This window comes from Bacillus sp. EU63 (assembly GCF_038592915.1).
In the GTDB taxonomy this organism is placed as follows: domain Bacteria; phylum Bacillota; class Bacilli; order Bacillales; family Bacillaceae; genus Bacillus; species Bacillus velezensis.
The window spans coordinates 2,806,715-2,824,948 of the sequence record NZ_CP151944.1 but is presented as its reverse complement, the minus strand read 5'-3'; the positions used below and the strand labels follow the sequence as shown (position 1 = coordinate 2,824,948).

At 49.4% G+C, this 18,234-nt stretch carries 15 protein-coding genes; 12 read left to right on the top strand and 3 right to left on the bottom strand.

What is annotated here, in order from left to right; all coding sequences use genetic code 11:
• Positions 1-3: 3 nt before the first annotated feature.
• On the bottom strand, positions 4-396 hold the full coding sequence (locus tag NYE38_RS13995) for a hypothetical protein (RefSeq protein WP_003152498.1): 393 nt from the start codon (positions 394-396) through the stop codon (positions 4-6).
• A 183-nt stretch (positions 397-579) separates the two neighbouring features.
• Between NYE38_RS13995 and NYE38_RS13990 the strand changes: the two genes are divergently transcribed.
• From NYE38_RS13990 to cstA, 12 genes are all read left to right on the top strand, one after another.
• Positions 580-1,665: a M42 family metallopeptidase gene (locus NYE38_RS13990; RefSeq protein ID WP_063636773.1), complete on the top strand. Its 1,086-nt coding sequence runs from the start codon at positions 580-582 to the stop codon at positions 1,663-1,665.
• Positions 1,666-1,807: 142 nt separating this feature from the next.
• The gene (locus tag NYE38_RS13985) at positions 1,808-2,773 is read left to right on the top strand and encodes a glycoside hydrolase family 43 protein (RefSeq protein WP_012118149.1); all 966 of its coding nucleotides are present in this window, start codon (positions 1,808-1,810) and stop codon (positions 2,771-2,773) included.
• A gap of 182 nt (positions 2,774-2,955) precedes the next feature.
• Complete coding sequence (gene araA / locus NYE38_RS13980; RefSeq protein WP_017418324.1) at positions 2,956-4,449, top strand: L-arabinose isomerase; 1,494 nt, start codon at positions 2,956-2,958, stop codon at positions 4,447-4,449.
• 1 nt (position 4,450) lies between these two features.
• The gene (gene araB / locus NYE38_RS13975) at positions 4,451-6,136 is read left to right on the top strand and encodes a ribulokinase (protein WP_014418598.1); all 1,686 of its coding nucleotides are present in this window, start codon (positions 4,451-4,453) and stop codon (positions 6,134-6,136) included.
• Positions 6,129-6,818, top strand: coding sequence for an L-ribulose-5-phosphate 4-epimerase (gene araD, locus NYE38_RS13970; RefSeq protein WP_003152509.1), 690 nt, complete (start codon positions 6,129-6,131; stop codon positions 6,816-6,818). Before araB ends, araD begins: the two co-directional genes overlap by 8 nt.
• Positions 6,805-7,602 carry an HAD-IIA family hydrolase gene (locus NYE38_RS13965; protein WP_014418597.1) on the top strand — a complete coding sequence of 266 codons (798 nt, stop codon included), beginning with the start codon at positions 6,805-6,807 and terminating at the stop codon, positions 7,600-7,602. The genes araD and NYE38_RS13965 overlap by 14 nt, the downstream gene beginning before the upstream one ends.
• The gene (locus tag NYE38_RS13960) at positions 7,599-8,780 is read left to right on the top strand and encodes a sn-glycerol-1-phosphate dehydrogenase (protein WP_017418321.1); all 1,182 of its coding nucleotides are present in this window, start codon (positions 7,599-7,601) and stop codon (positions 8,778-8,780) included. Before NYE38_RS13965 ends, NYE38_RS13960 begins: the two co-directional genes overlap by 4 nt.
• 31 nt (positions 8,781-8,811) lie before the next feature.
• Entirely contained in the window at positions 8,812-10,107 is a 1,296-nt protein-coding gene (locus NYE38_RS13955; RefSeq protein WP_017418320.1) for an ABC transporter substrate-binding protein, read from the top strand.
• 41 nt (positions 10,108-10,148) lie between these two features.
• On the top strand, positions 10,149-11,090 hold the full coding sequence (locus NYE38_RS13950; RefSeq protein WP_007408105.1) for a sugar ABC transporter permease: 942 nt from the start codon (positions 10,149-10,151) through the stop codon (positions 11,088-11,090).
• An 18-nt stretch (positions 11,091-11,108) separates the two neighbouring features.
• Positions 11,109-11,936: a carbohydrate ABC transporter permease gene (locus NYE38_RS13945; protein ID WP_007612991.1), complete on the top strand. Its 828-nt coding sequence runs from the start codon at positions 11,109-11,111 to the stop codon at positions 11,934-11,936.
• 18 nt (positions 11,937-11,954) lie between these two features.
• Positions 11,955-13,454 (top strand): alpha-N-arabinofuranosidase, encoded by a 1,500-nt coding sequence (locus NYE38_RS13940; RefSeq protein ID WP_017418319.1) that lies wholly within the window; start codon positions 11,955-11,957, stop codon positions 13,452-13,454.
• A gap of 111 nt (positions 13,455-13,565) precedes the next feature.
• A complete protein-coding gene (cstA, locus tag NYE38_RS13935) occupies positions 13,566-15,362 on the top strand; it encodes a carbon starvation protein CstA (RefSeq protein WP_012118141.1) in 1,797 nt (598 codons plus the stop codon).
• 71 nt (positions 15,363-15,433) lie between these two features.
• Here cstA and NYE38_RS13930 read toward each other — a convergent pair whose 3' ends face one another.
• Positions 15,434-16,762: a (Fe-S)-binding protein gene (locus NYE38_RS13930; protein ID WP_017418317.1), complete on the bottom strand. Its 1,329-nt coding sequence runs from the start codon at positions 16,760-16,762 to the stop codon at positions 15,434-15,436.
• Positions 16,759-18,171, bottom strand: a complete 1,413-nt coding sequence (glcD, locus tag NYE38_RS13925) for a glycolate oxidase subunit GlcD (protein ID WP_017418316.1) — start codon at positions 18,169-18,171, stop codon at positions 16,759-16,761. The genes NYE38_RS13930 and glcD overlap by 4 nt, the downstream gene beginning before the upstream one ends.
• Positions 18,172-18,234 lie beyond the last annotated feature (63 nt).

Genomic DNA, 18,234 nt, shown 5'->3' with positions numbered 1-18,234 from the left:
AGCTTATCGCTCGCCTGCTTTTTTCGCTTTTTTGATGGGCTGGTCCCAATCAATCTTACAATTCGGGTACCGCTCCAATACCTTTTTTTCGACTTCTTCAAAATCACCTGCAGAAAAGCGGTTAAGCTTTTCCGGATTTTCGGTCCATACAAATATCGTATGAATAAACAGCGGATGATCTTTGGAAGGGATATGCTTTTCTCCTTCAAAGAGCACTCCTTTATAAGTAAGCTGGAGATTTTTTCGCGTGTTTTTCTGTTCGTCAATAAAATAAAAATTCTCTTTTGATTGTGCCAGTCTGAGCCTTCTTTTCGGGTTTGCGTAAAATTTGACGCACATGTAAATAAAATAAATAAGAAGTGCAAGCAAGACAATCCTCAATACTGTAATGGCCATATGTGTGAAGGCACCTCCTCACCTTTGTCATGATCTGATGTAATACGAAAAACAAAACAAAAGGTTTCATTTTTTTAAAAGAAATAGATAAAAACATTTACCCGTTTTTCAGGCGAATTAATCGTATGCTTCAGCATTGGTTTTGTATAATAAGAAGGGTAGTGAAAAAAAGGAGGTTTATTGATGACAAAATTAGATGAAACGCTCACCATGCTGAAAGCGTTAACGGATGCAAAAGGGATACCGGGAAATGAGAGAGAAGTAAGACAAGTGATGAAATCATACATAGAACTATTTGCCGATGACGTCACAACAGACCGGCTGGGAAGCTTAATCGCCAAAAAAACCGGCAAAGAAAACGGTCCGAAAATCATGATCTCAGGGCATTTAGACGAAGTCGGTTTTATGGTGACGCAAATCACTGATAAAGGCTTTCTCCGCTTTCAAACCGTCGGCGGCTGGTGGTCTCAGGTCATGCTGGCCCAGCGCGTCACCGTCGTGACAAAAAAAGGGGACATCACGGGGATCATCGGTTCGAAACCGCCTCACATTCTGCCTCCTGACGCCAGAAAAAAAGCCGCCGATATTAAAGAGATGTTCATCGATATCGGGGCGTCCAGCCGTGAAGAAGCAATGGAATGGGGCGTTCTTCCGGGTGACCAGATTGTGCCGTATTTTGAATTTACAGTGATGAACAATGAAAAGCATTTATTGGCGAAAGCATGGGACAACCGTATCGGCTGTGCGATTGCCATCGATGTATTAAAAAATCTGAAAAACAGTGATCACCCCAATGAAGTATACGGGGTCGGAACGGTTCAAGAAGAAGTCGGGCTGCGCGGGGCGAAAACAGCGGCACATACGATCCAGCCTGATATCGCGTTCGGTGTGGATGTCGGAATTGCCGGAGATACACCGGGAATTTCTGAAAAAGAGGCGCAAAGCAAAATCGGCGAAGGGCCGCAAATTATTCTGTATGACGCGTCAATGGTATCTCACAAAGGGCTGCGCGACCTTGTCGTGAACACGGCGGAAGAAGCGGGAATTCCGTATCAATTCGATTCTATTGCCGGAGGGGGCACGGATTCAGGTTCCATTCATTTAACCGCAAACGGAGTGCCGGCGCTGTCCATTACGATCGCGACGCGCTACATTCACACTCATGCCGCTATTTTGCATCGGGATGATTATGAGAATACGGTAAAATTGATCACAGAAGTGATTAAAAAATTAGACCGGGAAACAGTTGACCGTATTACTTACCAATAAAGATACGGAAGAATCTGCTTTTTTAAGCAGATTCTTTTTTTTGTCTGTACAAATATGAGCCCTGCGTCTACAATAAGAGAAGACATAGAAAAATCTGACAACATGTTTTTGAAAGCGCTTTAAAAAAGGGGAGGGTTTACAAATGAAAAACAGATTCAGACGCATGATCCGCTTTTCGTGCGCAGCCGTTACAGCCGGGCTGCTGCTGATGTCTTCATCTCCGGCATCTGCCGCGTTTTGGGGGGCATCAAATGAATTGCTTCACGATCCGACAATGGCGAAGGAAGGAAACACGTGGTACGCTTTCGGAACCGGTTTGGAAGGGGAGAGGGGGCTTCGCGTCTTAAAGGCGGGCAGCGGCGGCGTATGGACCGTTCAGAAATCAATCTTTACTTCCCCGCTGTCATGGTGGGGCAATTATGTGCCGAATTACGGGCTGAATCAATGGGCCCCCGATGTTCAATATTTTAACGGAAAGTATTGGCTGTATTATGCCGTTTCTTCATTCGGCAAAAATACCTCCGCGATCGGTCTTGCATCATCTACAAGCCTCAGTTCGGGAAACTGGAAGGACGAAGGGCTCGTCATCCGTTCAACAAGCGCCGATAACTACAATGCAATTGATCCGGAGCTGACAATTGATAAAGACGGAAACCCTTGGCTTGCCTTCGGTTCTTTTTGGAGCGGCATTAAGCTGACAAAGCTTGATAAAAATACAATGAAACCGACGGGATCACTTTATTCCATCGCTGCCAGACCGAATAACGGCGGAGCTTTGGAAGCGCCGGCCATCACCTACCAGAACGGCTACTATTACTTAATGGTGTCGTTTGATAAATGCTGTTCAGGCGTGAATAGTACGTACAAAATTGCTTATGGAAGATCCAAAAGCATCACCGGCCCATATCTCGATAAAAGCGGGAAAAGCATGTCAGAAGGCGGAGGGACGATTCTTGACTCCGGCAATGACCGCTGGAAAGGTCCGGGCGGTCAAGACATTGTGAACGGAAATATTTTAGTGCGTCATGCGTATGATGCCGAAAACAGCGGAATTCCGAAGATGCTCATCAATGATATCGATTGGAGTTCAGGCTGGCCTTCCTATTAATTGATCAGCCGGGCATGTGTGTCCGGCTTTTTTACTTGCAATAAAAGATTGACAGTTTGATTCCTCCTTAACTATAATAAAATTGTTCGTACAAATAGAAGGATAAAAGTTTTATAGTTTATATTCATACGTATATTTCTAAAAATGCAAGCGCTTTATTTTAATGGAAAGGGGAAATGAATGTGCTTCAGAACAAAGAATATGAATTTTGGTTTGTAACGGGAAGCCAGCACTTATACGGAGAGGAAACGCTGCAGCTTGTCGATAAACACGCAAAGGGGATATGTGACGGTCTCAGCGGGGTGTCATCAAGATACAAGATCAGGCATAAACCGGTTGTCACGTCATCTGAAACGATCAGAGAGGTTTTGCGGGAAGCGCAGTATCAAGAAAACTGTGCCGGGGTCGTGACGTGGATGCATACATTTTCCCCTGCGAAAATGTGGATTGAAGGTCTTTCCGCTTTTCAAAAGCCGATGCTTCATCTGCATACCCAGTATCATCGGGACATCCCGTGGGAAACGATTGATATGGACTTTATGAACAGCAACCAATCCGCTCACGGAGACCGGGAATACGGATATATCCAGTCAAGAATGGGGCAGACGAGAAAAGTCATCGCAGGCTATTGGAATGATGAGGAAGTCAAACATGACATTTCGCAATGGATGAACACTGCTGCCGCTTGGAATGAAAGCAGGAATATTAAAGTAGCCCGGTTCGGCGACAATATGCGGAATGTGGCGGTTACTGACGGAGACAAAGTCGGCGCCCACATCCAATTCGGCTGGCAGGTTGACGGGTACGGAATCGGCGATCTTACTGAGGTGATGAACAACGTCACCGACTCAGAAATTGAGGCGCTTTATGAGGAATACGACAAATTGTATGTCATCAGCGACGAAACAAAACGGGATGAAGCAAAAGTTTCTTCCATTAAAGAACAGGCGAAAATTGAACTCGGATTAACGGCCTTTCTCGAACGGGGCGGATATACAGCGTTTTCGACCTCCTTTGAAGTTTTGCACGGAATGAAGCAGCTTCCGGGTCTTGCCGTTCAGCGTCTCATGGAAAAAGGGTACGGATTTGCCGGCGAAGGCGATTGGAAAACGGCTGCCCTTGTGCGAATGATGAAAATAATGGCGGACGGAGAACAAACCTCCTTCATGGAAGATTATACGTACCATTTTGAACCGGGGCGTGCGATGATTCTCGGATCACATATGCTTGAAGTATGTCCGACGATCGCCCTTGATCAGCCGAAAATCGAAGTCCATCCTCTCTCAATCGGAGGGAAGGAAGATCCGGCCCGGTTGGTCTTTAACGGAATCGGCGGTTCAGCCATCATCGCCAGCATCATTGATATCGGCGGGCGATTCCGTCTCATTCTGAATGAAGCGGAAGGCAGGGAAATTGATCATGATATGCCGAATCTCCCTGTGGCGCGGGTGCTGTGGAAGCCGGAGCCATCGCTGAAAACAGCTGCGGAAGCATGGATTTTGGCGGGAGGCGCCCACCATACCTGTATGTCCTTCCGGCTTACGGCTGAACAGATGCTTGACTGGGCTGAGATGGCAGGCATTGAAAGCATCTTTATTTCCCGCAATACCGAAATACATGAGCTGAAAAAAGAGCTGAAATGGAATGACGTATTATACCGGCTGGGAGGGAATTGATATGGCGTATACGATTGGTGTTGATTTCGGCACATTGTCCGGCCGGGCGGTGCTTGTCAATGTCCGCACGGGCGAAGAAATCGCGTCTGCGGTAAAAGAATACACTCATGCCGTCATCGACCGCACGCTGCCGAAGACGGGTGAAAAACTCCCTCGGGACTGGGCGCTTCAGCATCCTGCCGATTATATCGAAGTTCTGGAAACGGCGATTCCGAACCTGCTTGAGCAGGCGGGCGCTGATCCAAAAGACGTGATCGGCATAGGAATTGATTTTACCGCCTGCACGATTTTGCCGATAGACGGCGCGGGGCAGCCGCTTTGTATGCTGCCGGAATTTGAACGGGAGCCCCACAGTTATGTGAAGCTGTGGAAGCATCATGCGGCTCAAAAACATGCAGACCGTTTGAACACGATTGCCGAAGACACAAAAGAAACATTCCTTAAAAGATACGGCGGTAAAATTTCTTCTGAATGGATGATCCCGAAAATCATGCAAATCGCGGAAGAAGCGCCGCATATATACGAGGCGGCAGATCGGATTGTGGAAGCGGCAGACTGGATCGTCTATCAATTGTGCGGTTCATTGAAGCGAAGCAACTGCACGGCCGGCTACAAAGCAATCTGGAATGAGGAGACGGGGTATCCGCCGGATCATTTTTTCGAAAAGCTCAACCCGTTAATGAAAACGATTACAAAGGATAAATTAGGCGGCACCATTTATTCAGTCGGGGAAAAAGCAGGAGGTTTGACCGAAAAAATGGCGGAGCTGACCGGGCTTCTGCCGGGGACGGCCGTTGCCGTCGCCAATGTCGACGCTCACGTGTCAGTGCCCGCGGTCGGTATTACAGAGCCGGGGAAAATGCTGATGATCATGGGAACGTCTACCTGCCATGTGCTGCTCGGCGAGGAAGAACATATCGTCCCCGGTATGTGCGGGGTCGTCAATAACGGCATCTTGCCCGGATATGCGGGATATGAAGCGGGGCAGTCCTGTGTCGGCGACCACTTTGAATGGTTCGTCAAAACGTGTGTTCCGAGAGACTATGAGAAGGAAGCTGAGGATAAACACATAGACATTCACGAGCTGCTCAGCAAAAAAGCAGCTGAACTTGTTCCAGGGGAAAGCGGCCTTCTCGCGCTTGACTGGTGGAACGGAAACCGGTCAACCTTGGTGGACGCCGATTTGACGGGCATGATGCTCGGTATGACGCTGCACACGAAGCCGGAAGAAATCTACAGGGCATTGATTGAAGCGACGGCGTTCGGAACGAGGATGATTATCGAAACGTTCCGGGAAAACGGCGTTCCGGTCGAAGAGCTTTACGCAGCCGGAGGAATCGCCGAAAAAAATCCGTTTGTCATGCAGATTTATGCAGACGTCACAAATATGGATATTAAATTATCCGGGTCTCCGCAGGCGCCTGCACTGGGCTCCGCGATTTTCGGAGCGCTCGCCGCGGGACGGGAAAACGGGGGATTCTCCAATATTGCTGAAGCATGCGCGCATATGGGGAAATTAAAAGACGGCTTTTATGCCCCGAACCCGGAAAGAGCTGAGATTTATGACAATTTATATGCGGAATATAAAGAGCTCGTACACTACTTCGGCAAAGAAAACAATGTCATGAAACGCCTGAAAGCCATTAAAAACCGTGATTTTGCAAAAGGAGGGAGCCGCCATGCTTGAAGCGTTAAAAGAAGAAGTGCTCGCCGCCAATCTGAAGCTTGAGGAACATAACCTTGTCACGTTTACATGGGGGAATGTCAGCGGCATTGACAGAGAGAGCGGGAGAATCGTCATTAAACCGAGCGGTGTCGATTACAGTGAGCTGACCGCTGACAAACTGGTCGTCCTGAATGAGGACGGAGACATTCTCGAAGGCTCGCTGAAACCGTCTTCTGACACGCCGACCCATCTTTATCTGTATAAAGCGTTTCCGGCTATCGGCGGAATCGTTCATACTCATTCCCGCTGGGCGACGAGCTGGGCACAGTCCGGAAGAGACATACCCGCTCTCGGAACGACTCACGCGGATTACTTTGAAAGCGCTATACCCTGTACGAGGGAAATGTATGAAGAAGAAATTGTGAAAGATTATGAATATCATACAGGCAAAGTCATAGCCGAAACCTTTCAAAACGAACCGTATGAACAAAATCCGGGTGTCCTCGTCCACAGCCACGGCCCGTTCTGCTGGGGAACGGACGCGCTGAATGCCCTGCATAACGCCGTTGTGCTCGAAACGGTAGCGGAAATGGCCTACCATTCGCTTATGCTGAACAAACAGCTCAGTCCGATCGACAGAGTGCTGCATGATAAGCATTTTTACAGAAAACACGGGGCGAATGCTTATTATGGCCAAACTTGACGCAGCCGGGTTTCTGATTGATTTAGACGGAACCGTATTCAGGGGGCGGGAGCTGATTGACGGCGCAAAAGAAGCCGTTCATACCCTTCAGTCACTGGGCAAAGCCGTTGTCTTTTTAAGCAACCGCGGCAATCTATCAAGAGCAATGTGCCGAAAGAAACTGCTGGGTGCCGGTATCCGCACGGATGAACGGAGCATCGTGCTGTCCTCCAGTGTGACGGCATCATTTTTAAAGAAGCATTATCCTTTGTCAAAGGTGTGGGTGTTAGGAGAGAAAGGGCTGACTGATGAACTCGCTTTAGCGGGTGTCGCCTTGGCGCAAAACCCGCAGGCGGCAGACTGGCTTGTCATCTCCCTGCATGAAACCGTCACCTATGAGGATCTGAATCTCGCTTTTAAGGCGGCTTCCTCCGGCGCGCGTATCATCGCCACGAACCGGGACCGCTCCTTTCCGAATGAAGGCGGCCATGCCATGGACGTCGCGGGAATGATCGGGGCCATTGAAGCATCCGCCGGAGCAAAAACGGAGCTTGTCATCGGCAAACCGTCTTGGCTGATGGCTGAGGCGGCATGTGAAGCGCTCGGACTTCCCCCTGAGGAATGCGCCATTATCGGAGACAGCCTCGAATCTGATATCGCAATGGGCAGGCTGTACGGAATGAAAAGCGTATTGGTTCTGACGGGGGCGGCCAAACTTGGGGAGCCCCGTCTATATGAACCTGACATCGTCCTTGATTCTATTAAAGACCTGACAGAATTAGCGAAGGAGGGAATCCTTTTATGAAACGTTCTCCTGAGGACATTCAATCCGAGTTTGACAAGGAAGGGGCCAGCCGCTCACCGATTCAAATAGAAGATATCGTGATCGGGTCGAATGCAAAAGAAGAGCTTCTCACATTTCTGCAAAAAAAATGCTGGAATCATCCGGTCATCGTCTGTGACCGGAACACGTACGAGGCGGCGGGACGTCTGCTTGCGGACGAATTGAGGGCAGGCGGGATCAAAGCGTCAAAAGTCATCATTCCGGAGCATGAAGCCGGGACCGCCGCGGCTGATGAGAGGACATTGGTCTATACGCTGATCAATCTCGCGGAAGAGACGGATGTCATCATTGCGGCCGGTTCAGGAACGATTCACGACATTACACGGTTTGCCGCCTGCCAGCGCGGATTGCCGTTTATCTCATTCCCCACCGCTCCGTCAGTCGACGGTTTTACATCGGCGGGAGCGCCGCTCATATTAAACGGAATCAAAACGACGATTCAAACGAAAGCGCCGATCGCCTTATTTGCGGATACGAATGTATTAAAAGAAGCGCCCCGTTCAATGACAGCCGCGGGCTTCGGAGACATGCTCGGAAAAATAACATCGCTGGCAGATTGGGAGATTTCCCGCAGGCTAGCGGGTGAGCCGTACTCAGAAGCCGGGGCGAAGCTTGTGAAAGACGCGCTTTGGCAGTGCATTGATCACCGCGCTGACATTGCCATGGGAACGGAGGCCGGCATTCAGATACTGATGGAAGCGCTGATCGTTTCGGGTCTTGTCATGCTTGCGCTTGACCACTCCCGCCCCGCCTCAGGAGGAGAACATCACATCTCGCATTGGATTGAGATGGAAATGCTGAAGGCAAAACAGCCTGCGATTCTCCACGGTGCGAAGGTCGGCTGTGCGTGCGCGGTGCTGAGTGATATTTACAAAGAACTGGCTTGTCACGAAAAGCTTGCGGAACTGCCGCCGCACTTTCGCGAGGCGATTCAATCTGCATATGAAGGGCTTCCCGACGGCAAAACAATTGCCGGATGGCTCGCATCTGCGGGGGGTCCCGCTTGTTTCGATGAGATCGGTGTAAAACAGGACCTTGTCAGCGATGCGCTTAAGCATGCGCACACACTGAGAGACCGTTATACCGGTTTAACCATCATAAATGAAAATGCAGCGCTCTTTGCTCATTTGCATCAATAGCCGCACGGCCTAAAGTGGAAGGGGTAATGACATGAAAAAAACGACCGCTGTATGTTTGGTGCTGATGATGCTCTTCTTGTTTACCGCCGGCTGTTCACAAGAACGGACTGCCGGCCGGCCGGGAGAAACGGAGCTGACGTTTTGGACGTTTAACGGTCTGCACGAACAGTTTTATCAGGAAATGGTCAAAGAATGGAATCAGAAATTTCCGGAACGCAAAATCAAGCTGAATACCGTTGTTTATCCTTATGGACAAATGCATGATAATTTATCGGTTTCGCTGATCGCGGGTGAGGGGCTTCCCGATATAGCCGACGTGGAATTAAGCCGGTTCTCGAACTTTCTGAAGGGGAAGGATATCCCGCTTGCCGATCTGACGCCGCTGATTGAAAAAGACCGCGATAAGTTTGTGGAAGCGCGTCTGGCCTTGTACAGCAAAAACGGAAAATTGTACGGCCTTGATACACATGTGGGGACGACCGTCATGTTTTACAACATGGATATTATGCAAAAAGCGGGCGTTGATCCCGCCTCCATTAAGACATGGGAAGATTATCGGCGGGCAGGGAAAAAAGTGCGTGAAGCATCTGGGAAACCGATGGGAACGGTTGAAACAAACGACTCCGCCACATTCCTATCCATGATTTCGCAGCAAGGGTCAGGCTACTACAGCAAAAACGGAAAATTGATTCTGAACAGCAAGACGAATACAGACACACTGAATTACGTAAAGGACATGGTAAATGATAAAACCCTTCTGCCGGCTCCCGGCGGCGGCCATCACAGCGAAGAATACTACGGTTTTATGAATCAGGGCGGGGCAGCCTCAGTGCTGATGCCCATTTGGTACATGGGACGGTTTATCGATTATATGCCTGATTTAAAAGGAAAAATGGCGATTTACCCTATGCCGGCCTGGAAAGAAGGCGGTGACAGATCAGCGGGTTTAGGCGGAACAGCCACCGTCGTGCCGAAGCAGGCTGAACATCTGAAGCTCGCGAAAGAATTTCTCGGTTTTGCGAAAGGTTCGAAGGAAGGGAATATAAAGCTTTGGACGGTGCTCGGCTTTGACCCGCTCCGCTGGGACGTGTGGGATTCAAAAGAATTGAAGGAGAAAAACAAGTACACGGATTTCTTCCGGAACGGTACGTCAATTTTTTCCTCGCTCCTTGAAATAAAAGATGAGATCAATCCGATTTATCTGCATGAAGACTTCTCTAAAGCGGCTGATCTCGTTGTCAGACAAGTGCTGTTCGATGCGCTGAAGACGCAGGAAAAAACACCTAAGGAAGCCTTGGACGAGGCGGCAGAGCAATTAGAGAAATAGGAGAAGCCGTCCTATTTAACAGTGAAAGCGGGGGAGCTTTTATGAGACCTGTAAAGACAGAGACAGCGCAAACCGTTTCTGCAGTCCGGAAGAAGCCGCGCCGGCGCAATGTGCTGTATTCAAAAAAAGCGGCGCCTTATCTTTTTACGGCGCCATTTATCATTTCGTTTCTCGTTTTCTTTTTGTATCCGATCATCAGCGTGTTTATCATGAGCTTTCAGCGGATACTGCCGGGAGAAATTACATTTGTCGGGTTTTCCAATTATACCGCTCTTCTTAATCCAACCTTTTACACCGCACTGTTTAACACATTGGAATATACCTTCTGGACGCTGATCGTGCTGATTCCGGTGCCGCTTCTTTTGGCGGTGATTCTGAATTCGAAGCTCGTCAGGTTCAGAAATGTATTTAAATCGGCTCTGTTTGTACCGGCTCTAACATCGACGATCGTAGCGGGGATTATTTTCCGTCTGATGTTCGGAGAAATGAATACGTCGCTTGCAAACGAGCTGATGATGAAGCTTGGCGCATCACCCCAAAACTGGCTCAACAACAAAGGTACCGGCATGTTTTTAATGGTGCTGCTTGCGTCATGGAGGTGGATGGGCATTAACATTCTTTACTTTCTGGCCGGATTGCAAAACGTGCCGAAAGAATTGTATGAAGCGGCTGAAATTGACGGGGCGAGTACGTGGAAAAAGTTCCGGCATATTACCCTTCCATTTTTAAAGCCGGTGTCCGTTTATGTGTTAACGATCAGTATTATCGGCGGTTTCAGAATGTTTGAGGAAAGCTATGTGCTTTGGCAGAATAATTCCCCGGGCAATATCGGCCTCACACTTGTCGGTTATTTATATCAGCAGGGGCTTGCATACAACGAAATGGGGTACGGGGCCGCAATCGGAATTGTCCTTTTGCTTGTCATCTTACTAGTCAGCCTTGTTTCACTGAAACTGTCCGGTTCGTTTAAAGGGGAGGGATAAGCGTTGCGTAACAATTACATGTTTTCTGTGTACAGAGTCGCGTTTACCTTGTTTTTTATCATGCTGAGCCTATTGTATATCTTTCCGATGATCTGCCTATTGCTCGGTTCTTTAAAGCCGTCATCTGAGCTGATGCGCATCGGGCTGAATCTGCGTCTTGATCCGGATGTGATGAGCCTTGATAACTACACCTATTTGTTCAACGGGGGGAGCATTTATTTCAAATGGTTTTTTAACAGCCTGCTGCTCGGCGTTCTCACCACGGTTCTCACGCTGTTTTTTTCCTCTTTGATCGGCTACGGACTCGGTGTCTACGAATTTAAAGGCAGAAATATTATTTTCGTTCTTGTGCTGATCATTATGATGGTGCCTCTTGAAGTGATGATGCTTCCGTTGTTCAAATTGACGGTGGGTCTTCATTTGATCGATTCTTATACGGGGGTGATTCTGCCGTTTATTGTGTCGCCTGTCGCCGTGTTCTTTTTCCGGCAATATGCGCTCGGACTTCCGAAGGATCTGCTTGATTCAGCGAGAATGGACGGCTGCACCGAATTCGGCATTTTTTTCAGAATTATGGCGCCGCTCATGAAACCGGCATTCGGGGCAATGATCATTCTTCAATCTTTAAACAGTTGGAATAACTTTTTATGGCCGCTGATCGTGCTTCGGTCGAAAGAAATGTTTACGCTTCCAATCGGACTTTCAGGGCTGCTGAGTCCGTACGGCAACAACTATGACATGCTGATTTCCGGGTCCGTTTTTGCGATACTGCCGGTGATCATCATATTCTTGTTTTTCCAAAAATACTTCATTTCCGGCCTCACAGTAGGCGGAGTGAAGGGATAGAGAGAGGGAGGAAATATAATGAAAAAAGCGGGGATTACAGCAGATAAAGAATATATCATCGGTGAAGTGGACAAACGGATGTACGGATCATTTATAGAACATATGGGCCGGGCGGTGTATGAAGGCATTTATGAGCCCGGACACCCGAAAGCCGACAAGGACGGGTTCAGAACAGACGTGCAGGAGTTAATCAAGGAATTGCAAGTGCCGTTCATCCGCTATCCGGGAGGGAATTTTCTCTCAGGCTACAATTGGGAAGACGGCGTCGGACCGGTGAAGGACCGCCCGCGGAGGCTTGATTTGGCATGGCAGACGACAGAAACGAACGAAGTGGGGACGAATGAATTTTTAACGTGGGCGAAAAAAGTGAACGCCGAAGTGAATATGGCGGTCAATCTCGGGACGAGAGGGATCGATGCCGCCCGGAACCTCGTCGAATACTGCAACCATCCTGAAGGGTCATACTGGAGCGACTTACGAAAATCGCACGGATATGAAAAACCTTACGGCATCAAAACATGGTGCTTAGGAAATGAGATGGACGGCCCTTGGCAGATCGGTCATAAAACGGCGCATGAATACGGACGGCTCGCTGCTGAAACGGCAAAGGTGATGAAATGGACGGACCCGACGATCGAATTGGTGGCTTGCGGAAGCTCAAACAGCGGCATGCCGTCCTTCATCGAGTGGGAGGCCGAGGTGCTTGAGCATACGTACGAGCATGTGGATTACATCTCACTGCATACGTATTACGGCAACCATGAAAATGATCTTGAGAACTATTTGGCGAAGTCGATGGATTTAGACCATTTTATTAAATCCGTCACAGCCGTATGTGATTATATGAAAGCGAAAAAACGCAGCAAAAAAACGATTCACCTTTCTTTAGATGAATGGAATGTGTGGTATCACTCAAATGAAGCGGATAAAAAAGTGGAGCCATGGATTACGGCCCGGCCGATCCTCGAAGACATCTACAATTTTGAAGATGCGCTGTTGATCGGTTCACTGCTGATTACGATGCTGCAGCATGCGGACAGACTGAAGATCGCCTGTCTCGCCCAGCTTGTCAACGTAATTGCGCCTATCATGACTGAAAAGGGCGGAGAAGCATGGAGACAGCCGATCTTTTATCCTTACATGCACGCCTCTGTCTACGGGAGAGGGACTTCAATGAAGCTGCTGATCACCTCCCCGAAATACGACTCAGCGGATTTTACGGATGTGCCGTATGTTGATGCCGCGGCCGTTTACCATGAAGAGGATGAAGCACTGACCATTTTTGCCGTCAACAAAAGCAAGGAACTGATGGAAACGGAGATAAGGCTGAGGGGGTTTGAAGATTACCGCATCATTGAGCATATCGTGCTGGAGCATCAGGATATGAAAGCGACCAATCAAAAAAACAGAAAAGAAGTCATTCCGCACTCCAACGGAACGTCTTCGGCAAATGCTGAAGGGATAACGGCTCATTTTACTCCGCTGTCCTGGAATGTCATCCGTTTATCAGGAAAATAATGTTCCGAAAAGCCGGGCTGCGCTGCCGGCTTTTTTTTCACGCAAAAATCATCTCCTGTTATCTGATAACTGTGATAATATTTAGAAAAAGAGAAAAGGGGCTGGGATTAAATGAATGCGATTACAATCGTCATAGCGTCTATATGTATTTTGGCGATCGCCTATCGGCTTTACGGTACCTTTATGATGGTCAAAGTATTAAAAATCAATGATCAGACACCGACTCCGGCCCATGTGCTTGAGGATGGGAAAGATTATGTGCCGACGAATAAGTGGGTGTCATTCGGCCACCACTTCGCGGCAATCGCCGCTGCCGGCCCGCTTGTCGGACCGATTCTGGCAGCTCAGTTCGGCTATCTGCCCGGGCTTTTATGGCTGTTAATCGGGGCGGTGATCGGAGGAGCCGTGCACGATATTGTCGTATTGTTTGCATCAATGCGGAAAAACGGGAAAACGCTTTCTGAAGTCGCCAAAGAAGAGCTCGGCCCGGTGGCGGGTTTTTGCACGGGTCTCTCGATGCTGTTTATCATTACGATCACGATGGCGGGACTGTCCATGGTTGTGCTGCACGCGCTTGAGAAAAACCCGTGGGGAACGTTTGCGGTGGGGATTACGATTCCGATCGCGATGGGGGTCGGCCTCTACTATAAAAAAACGGGCAATCTCAAACTCGCATCAACTGTCGGGTTTCTATTGTTAATGGCCGGTGTTGTCATCGGGCCGCGGCTGCAGACAACGGCTCTCGGGGACATGCTGACACTGGATGCGAAAACGCTTGCAGTGGCGCTTCCTGTTTATGCGTTTTTCGCCGCGGCGCTTCCGGTTTGGCTTTTGCTGGCTCCGCGTGACTATTTAAGCAGTTTTATGAAAATCGGGGTTTTTGCCGCTTTGATCGCGGGCGTCTTTTTCGTCAATCCCGCCATTAAATTCCCGGCCGTAACGGAGTTTATTCACGGCGGAGGGCCGGTGATCGCGGGTCCTGTCTGGCCGTTTATTTCAATAACGATTGCCTGCGGCGCCATTTCAGGCTTTCATGCATTTGTCGGTTCCGGCACAACGCCGAAAATGCTGGATAAATGGAGTGATATAAAGCCGGTTGCTTTCGGAGCGATGCTTGTGGAATGTCTCGTCGGAATTATGGCGCTCATTGCAGCTGCCGCTCTTGAGCCCGCCGACTATTTTGCCATTAACAGCACGCCTGAAATATTCCGCACCCTCGGGATGAATGTCGTCCATCTGCCTGAATTGAGCAAAGAAATCGGGCTCAGTCTGGAAGGAAGAACGGGCGGAGCCGTTACGCTTGCCGTCGGAATGACGTATATCTTTACGGAGATTCCGTTTTTCAGTCATTTGGCTTCATACTTTTTTCAATTCGTCATTATGTTTGAAGCGGTTTTTATTTTAACGGCGATTGATGCGGGAACCCGTGTTGCCCGGTACTTGATTCAAGAGTTTTTCGGGGAGGTCTATAAGCCGCTGAAAAAAACAGACTGGCTGCCGGGCTCGATTTTCTCAAGCGCGCTCGCCTGCCTGCTGTGGGGCTATCTTCTGTATTCGGGCGACATCAGCTCCATTTGGGCGCTGTTCGGCGTATCCAATCAGCTTATGGCGTCTGTCGGCTTAATTATCGGTGCGACCGTCGTATTAAAAATAGCGGATAAGCGGCGCTATATGCTGACATGCCTGATTCCTCTCGCTTATTTGTACGTGACCGTCAACTATGCGGGTTATTGGATGGTGCGGTATGTGTATTTGAACCCCGAAGCGGCGGGATACAACGTGCTGAATGGCGTTTTATCCATTATCATGCTCATTCTCGGGCTTGTGATTATCATTGCGGCTGTGAAAAAATGGGCAAATGTATGGCGTGATCCGAGTGCCAGACTGGAAGCTTCAATACCCGGATAAATCCGCGGCCGATCCGAACATTGCAGCATCATAAAAAAAGCAGAGAGCCGATCGGTCTCTCTGCTTTCATCTTATGACAAATCCGCCGCTTCCAAAAGGTAATCCGCCAAATGAACCGCGCGGACACGGCCTGTTAATCCTTCGCGTAAAATGCCGAGCTGCATTTGCAGAAGGCATCCGGGATTGGCTGTCACGATGACGGCCGCCTCCGTTTTTCCGGCGGCTTTCATCTTGCTGTCTAATATTTTCATAGACATCTCTGACTCTGTTATATTATAAATTCCTGCCGACCCGCAGCAGCTGTCGGCCTTTTCCATTTCTCTGTACTCAGCCCCTTTAATGCTTTTCAAAAGCGTTCGCGGTTCCTCTGACGTATGCATCACATTGCGGAGATGGCAGGAGTCCTGATATGTGACGATATGAGGAGACTGCGCCCGCAGGTTTTTTTGATGGAACTTCAGATCAACCAGTACGGATGAAAAATCTTTGAGCTTCCGGACAAATTGTTCGGCACGTTCCGCCCATCCAGGTTCATCTTTCAGTAAATGAGGATATTCCTGAAGAAAGGCGCCGCATCCGCCGGCGTTTGTAATGATATAATCAGCGTCAAGCGCCTCAAAAGCGGCGATATTCCGCTTGGCCAGTTCTTTTCCCATCTCTTTTTCTCCGCTGTGCCCGTGAAGCGCGCCGCAGCACGCCTGGCCGTCCGGAACCGCGATTTCACACCCGGCCGCCTGTAAAAGCGCCGTTGTCGCATGATTTGTTGCTAAAAACATCGTATCCATTAAGCAGCCCGAGAAAAAAGCGGCCCGTTTTTGGACGGGACCCGCGGCAGGAAGAAAACGCGGCCTTTCCTTCATGTCTTTCCGTTTCGGGGCGGGCGGGAGCACTTGTTCCATTGTGCGCAGATGTTCAGGCAAAACGCGCAGCATACCGGTTTTTCTGACGGCTGTCTGCAGTCCCGATCTTTGGTATATTCCGAGAAGATTCACGGCTGCCTGCATGCGGTTTTGATGAGGGAAAAGCCCGGTGAAGGCGGCTTTCCGCAAGAGGCGCACGCCCGGCTTATGTTTTTTATTTTGATGAATGATATCCCTCGCTTCTTCAAGCAGCTGTCCGTAATTGACCCCTGCCGGACAAACGGGCTCGCATGCCCGGCATCCGAGACACAGCGAAAGTGAGCGTTCGACATCTTCATCCGGCTCGATCAGTCCGTCTGTGACGGCTTTCATCAGGGCGATCCGGCCGCGCGGCGAATGGGATTCTTGAAATCCCGATTCGATATAGGTCGGACAGGAAGGAAGGCAGAAGCCGCAGCGCATACAGTTCAGCAATTCACCTTCATCCATGCGGGTTTTGAATTCTGTTTGAATGTGTTGCTGCTCTTTAGCCGTTGTCATTTCATCACCACCACGCGTTTCCTTGATGAATTGGCGAATATTTTTCCCGGATTCAGCAGATTTTGGGGATCAAGCGCTTGTTTGATCGCTTTCATGGCGGTGATGCCTTCTGTTTTCAGCTTCATTTCTAAATACGGCGCTTTTACGATACCGACCCCGTGTTCACCCGTTATCGTCCCGCCCAGCTCAATCGCTTTTTCAAAAATGGCGGCAAAAGCTTTTTCGACACGTTCCATCTCCTCTGTATTTCGGATATCGGTGGTGCACGTCGGATGAAGGTTGCCGTCTCCGGCATGGCCGAATGTGCAGATGGACAGGCCGTATGTTTCTGCAATCTCGTTAATGGCTCTGACCATATTGGCAATTTGTGATCTCGGCACGGTGGCATCTTCCAGAATCGTTGTCGGTTTCAGCCGGGCAAGGGCTGATAATGCGGTCCGTCTGGCCTCTGTAAGCGCGAATGCCTCTTCCTCGGTTTCAGCCGTTTGGACGGATACGGCTGCTCCGTTTTTACAGATGGCTTCGATTTTTTCCATATCTCGTCTGACCGTTTCGATGTCACCGTCCTGTTCGATCAGCAGCACCGCTTTTGCGTCGGTCGGAAGCCCGATCTTGGCGTAATCTTCAATGACCTGCAGTGTCGGCTGATCCAGAAATTCGAGTGTCGCCGGAATGATTTTTTCAGCGATGATGGCAGAAACCGATTCCGCAGCCGCTTCAATATGTTCATAGAGTGCAAGCAGCGTTTTTTTCGTTTCCGGCTTCGGAACCAGCTTTAAAGTCGCTTCCGTCACAACGCCGAGCGTCCCTTCTGATCCGACGAAAAGCCGGGTCAGATCATAACCGGCGACATCCTTTGTCAGCTTTCCTCCTGTGCGGATGATATCGCCTGAAGCCAAGACGGCTTCAAGGCCGAGGACATAATCCCGGGTGACGCCGTACTTCAAACCGCGCAGCCCGCCGGAATTTTCATTAATATTCCCGCCGATCGTCGATATTTTCATGCTGCTCGGATCAGGCGGATAAAATAAACCTTTTTGCTCAACCGCACGGATCATATCTTGCGTAATCACGCCCGGCTGGACGGCTGCCGTCAAATTTTCTTCATCGATTTCAAGAATGCGGTTCATATGTTTGAATAAAAGCACAAGCCCGCCTTCAGACGGACATGTGCCGCCGCATAAGTTTGTGCCTGAACCCCTCGGCACGATCGGAATGTCATGCCTGCTGCAAATCGTTAGTATACGCGACACGTCATCCGCGCTGCGGGGGGCGATTACCGCATCCGGCATGGCTTGCAGCTGAGGAGCCGCATCATAAGAATACACAAGACGGCCCGCCGCCGAATCATCATAATTCTCCTTCCCGACCGTCCGGATGAACGCTTCTTTTGCCTCTCGTGAAATCATGTTCTCCCAACCTCCCTGATAAGAAAAGCGTTTTCATTTAATTGTAAAGAAAAACGATTCCGC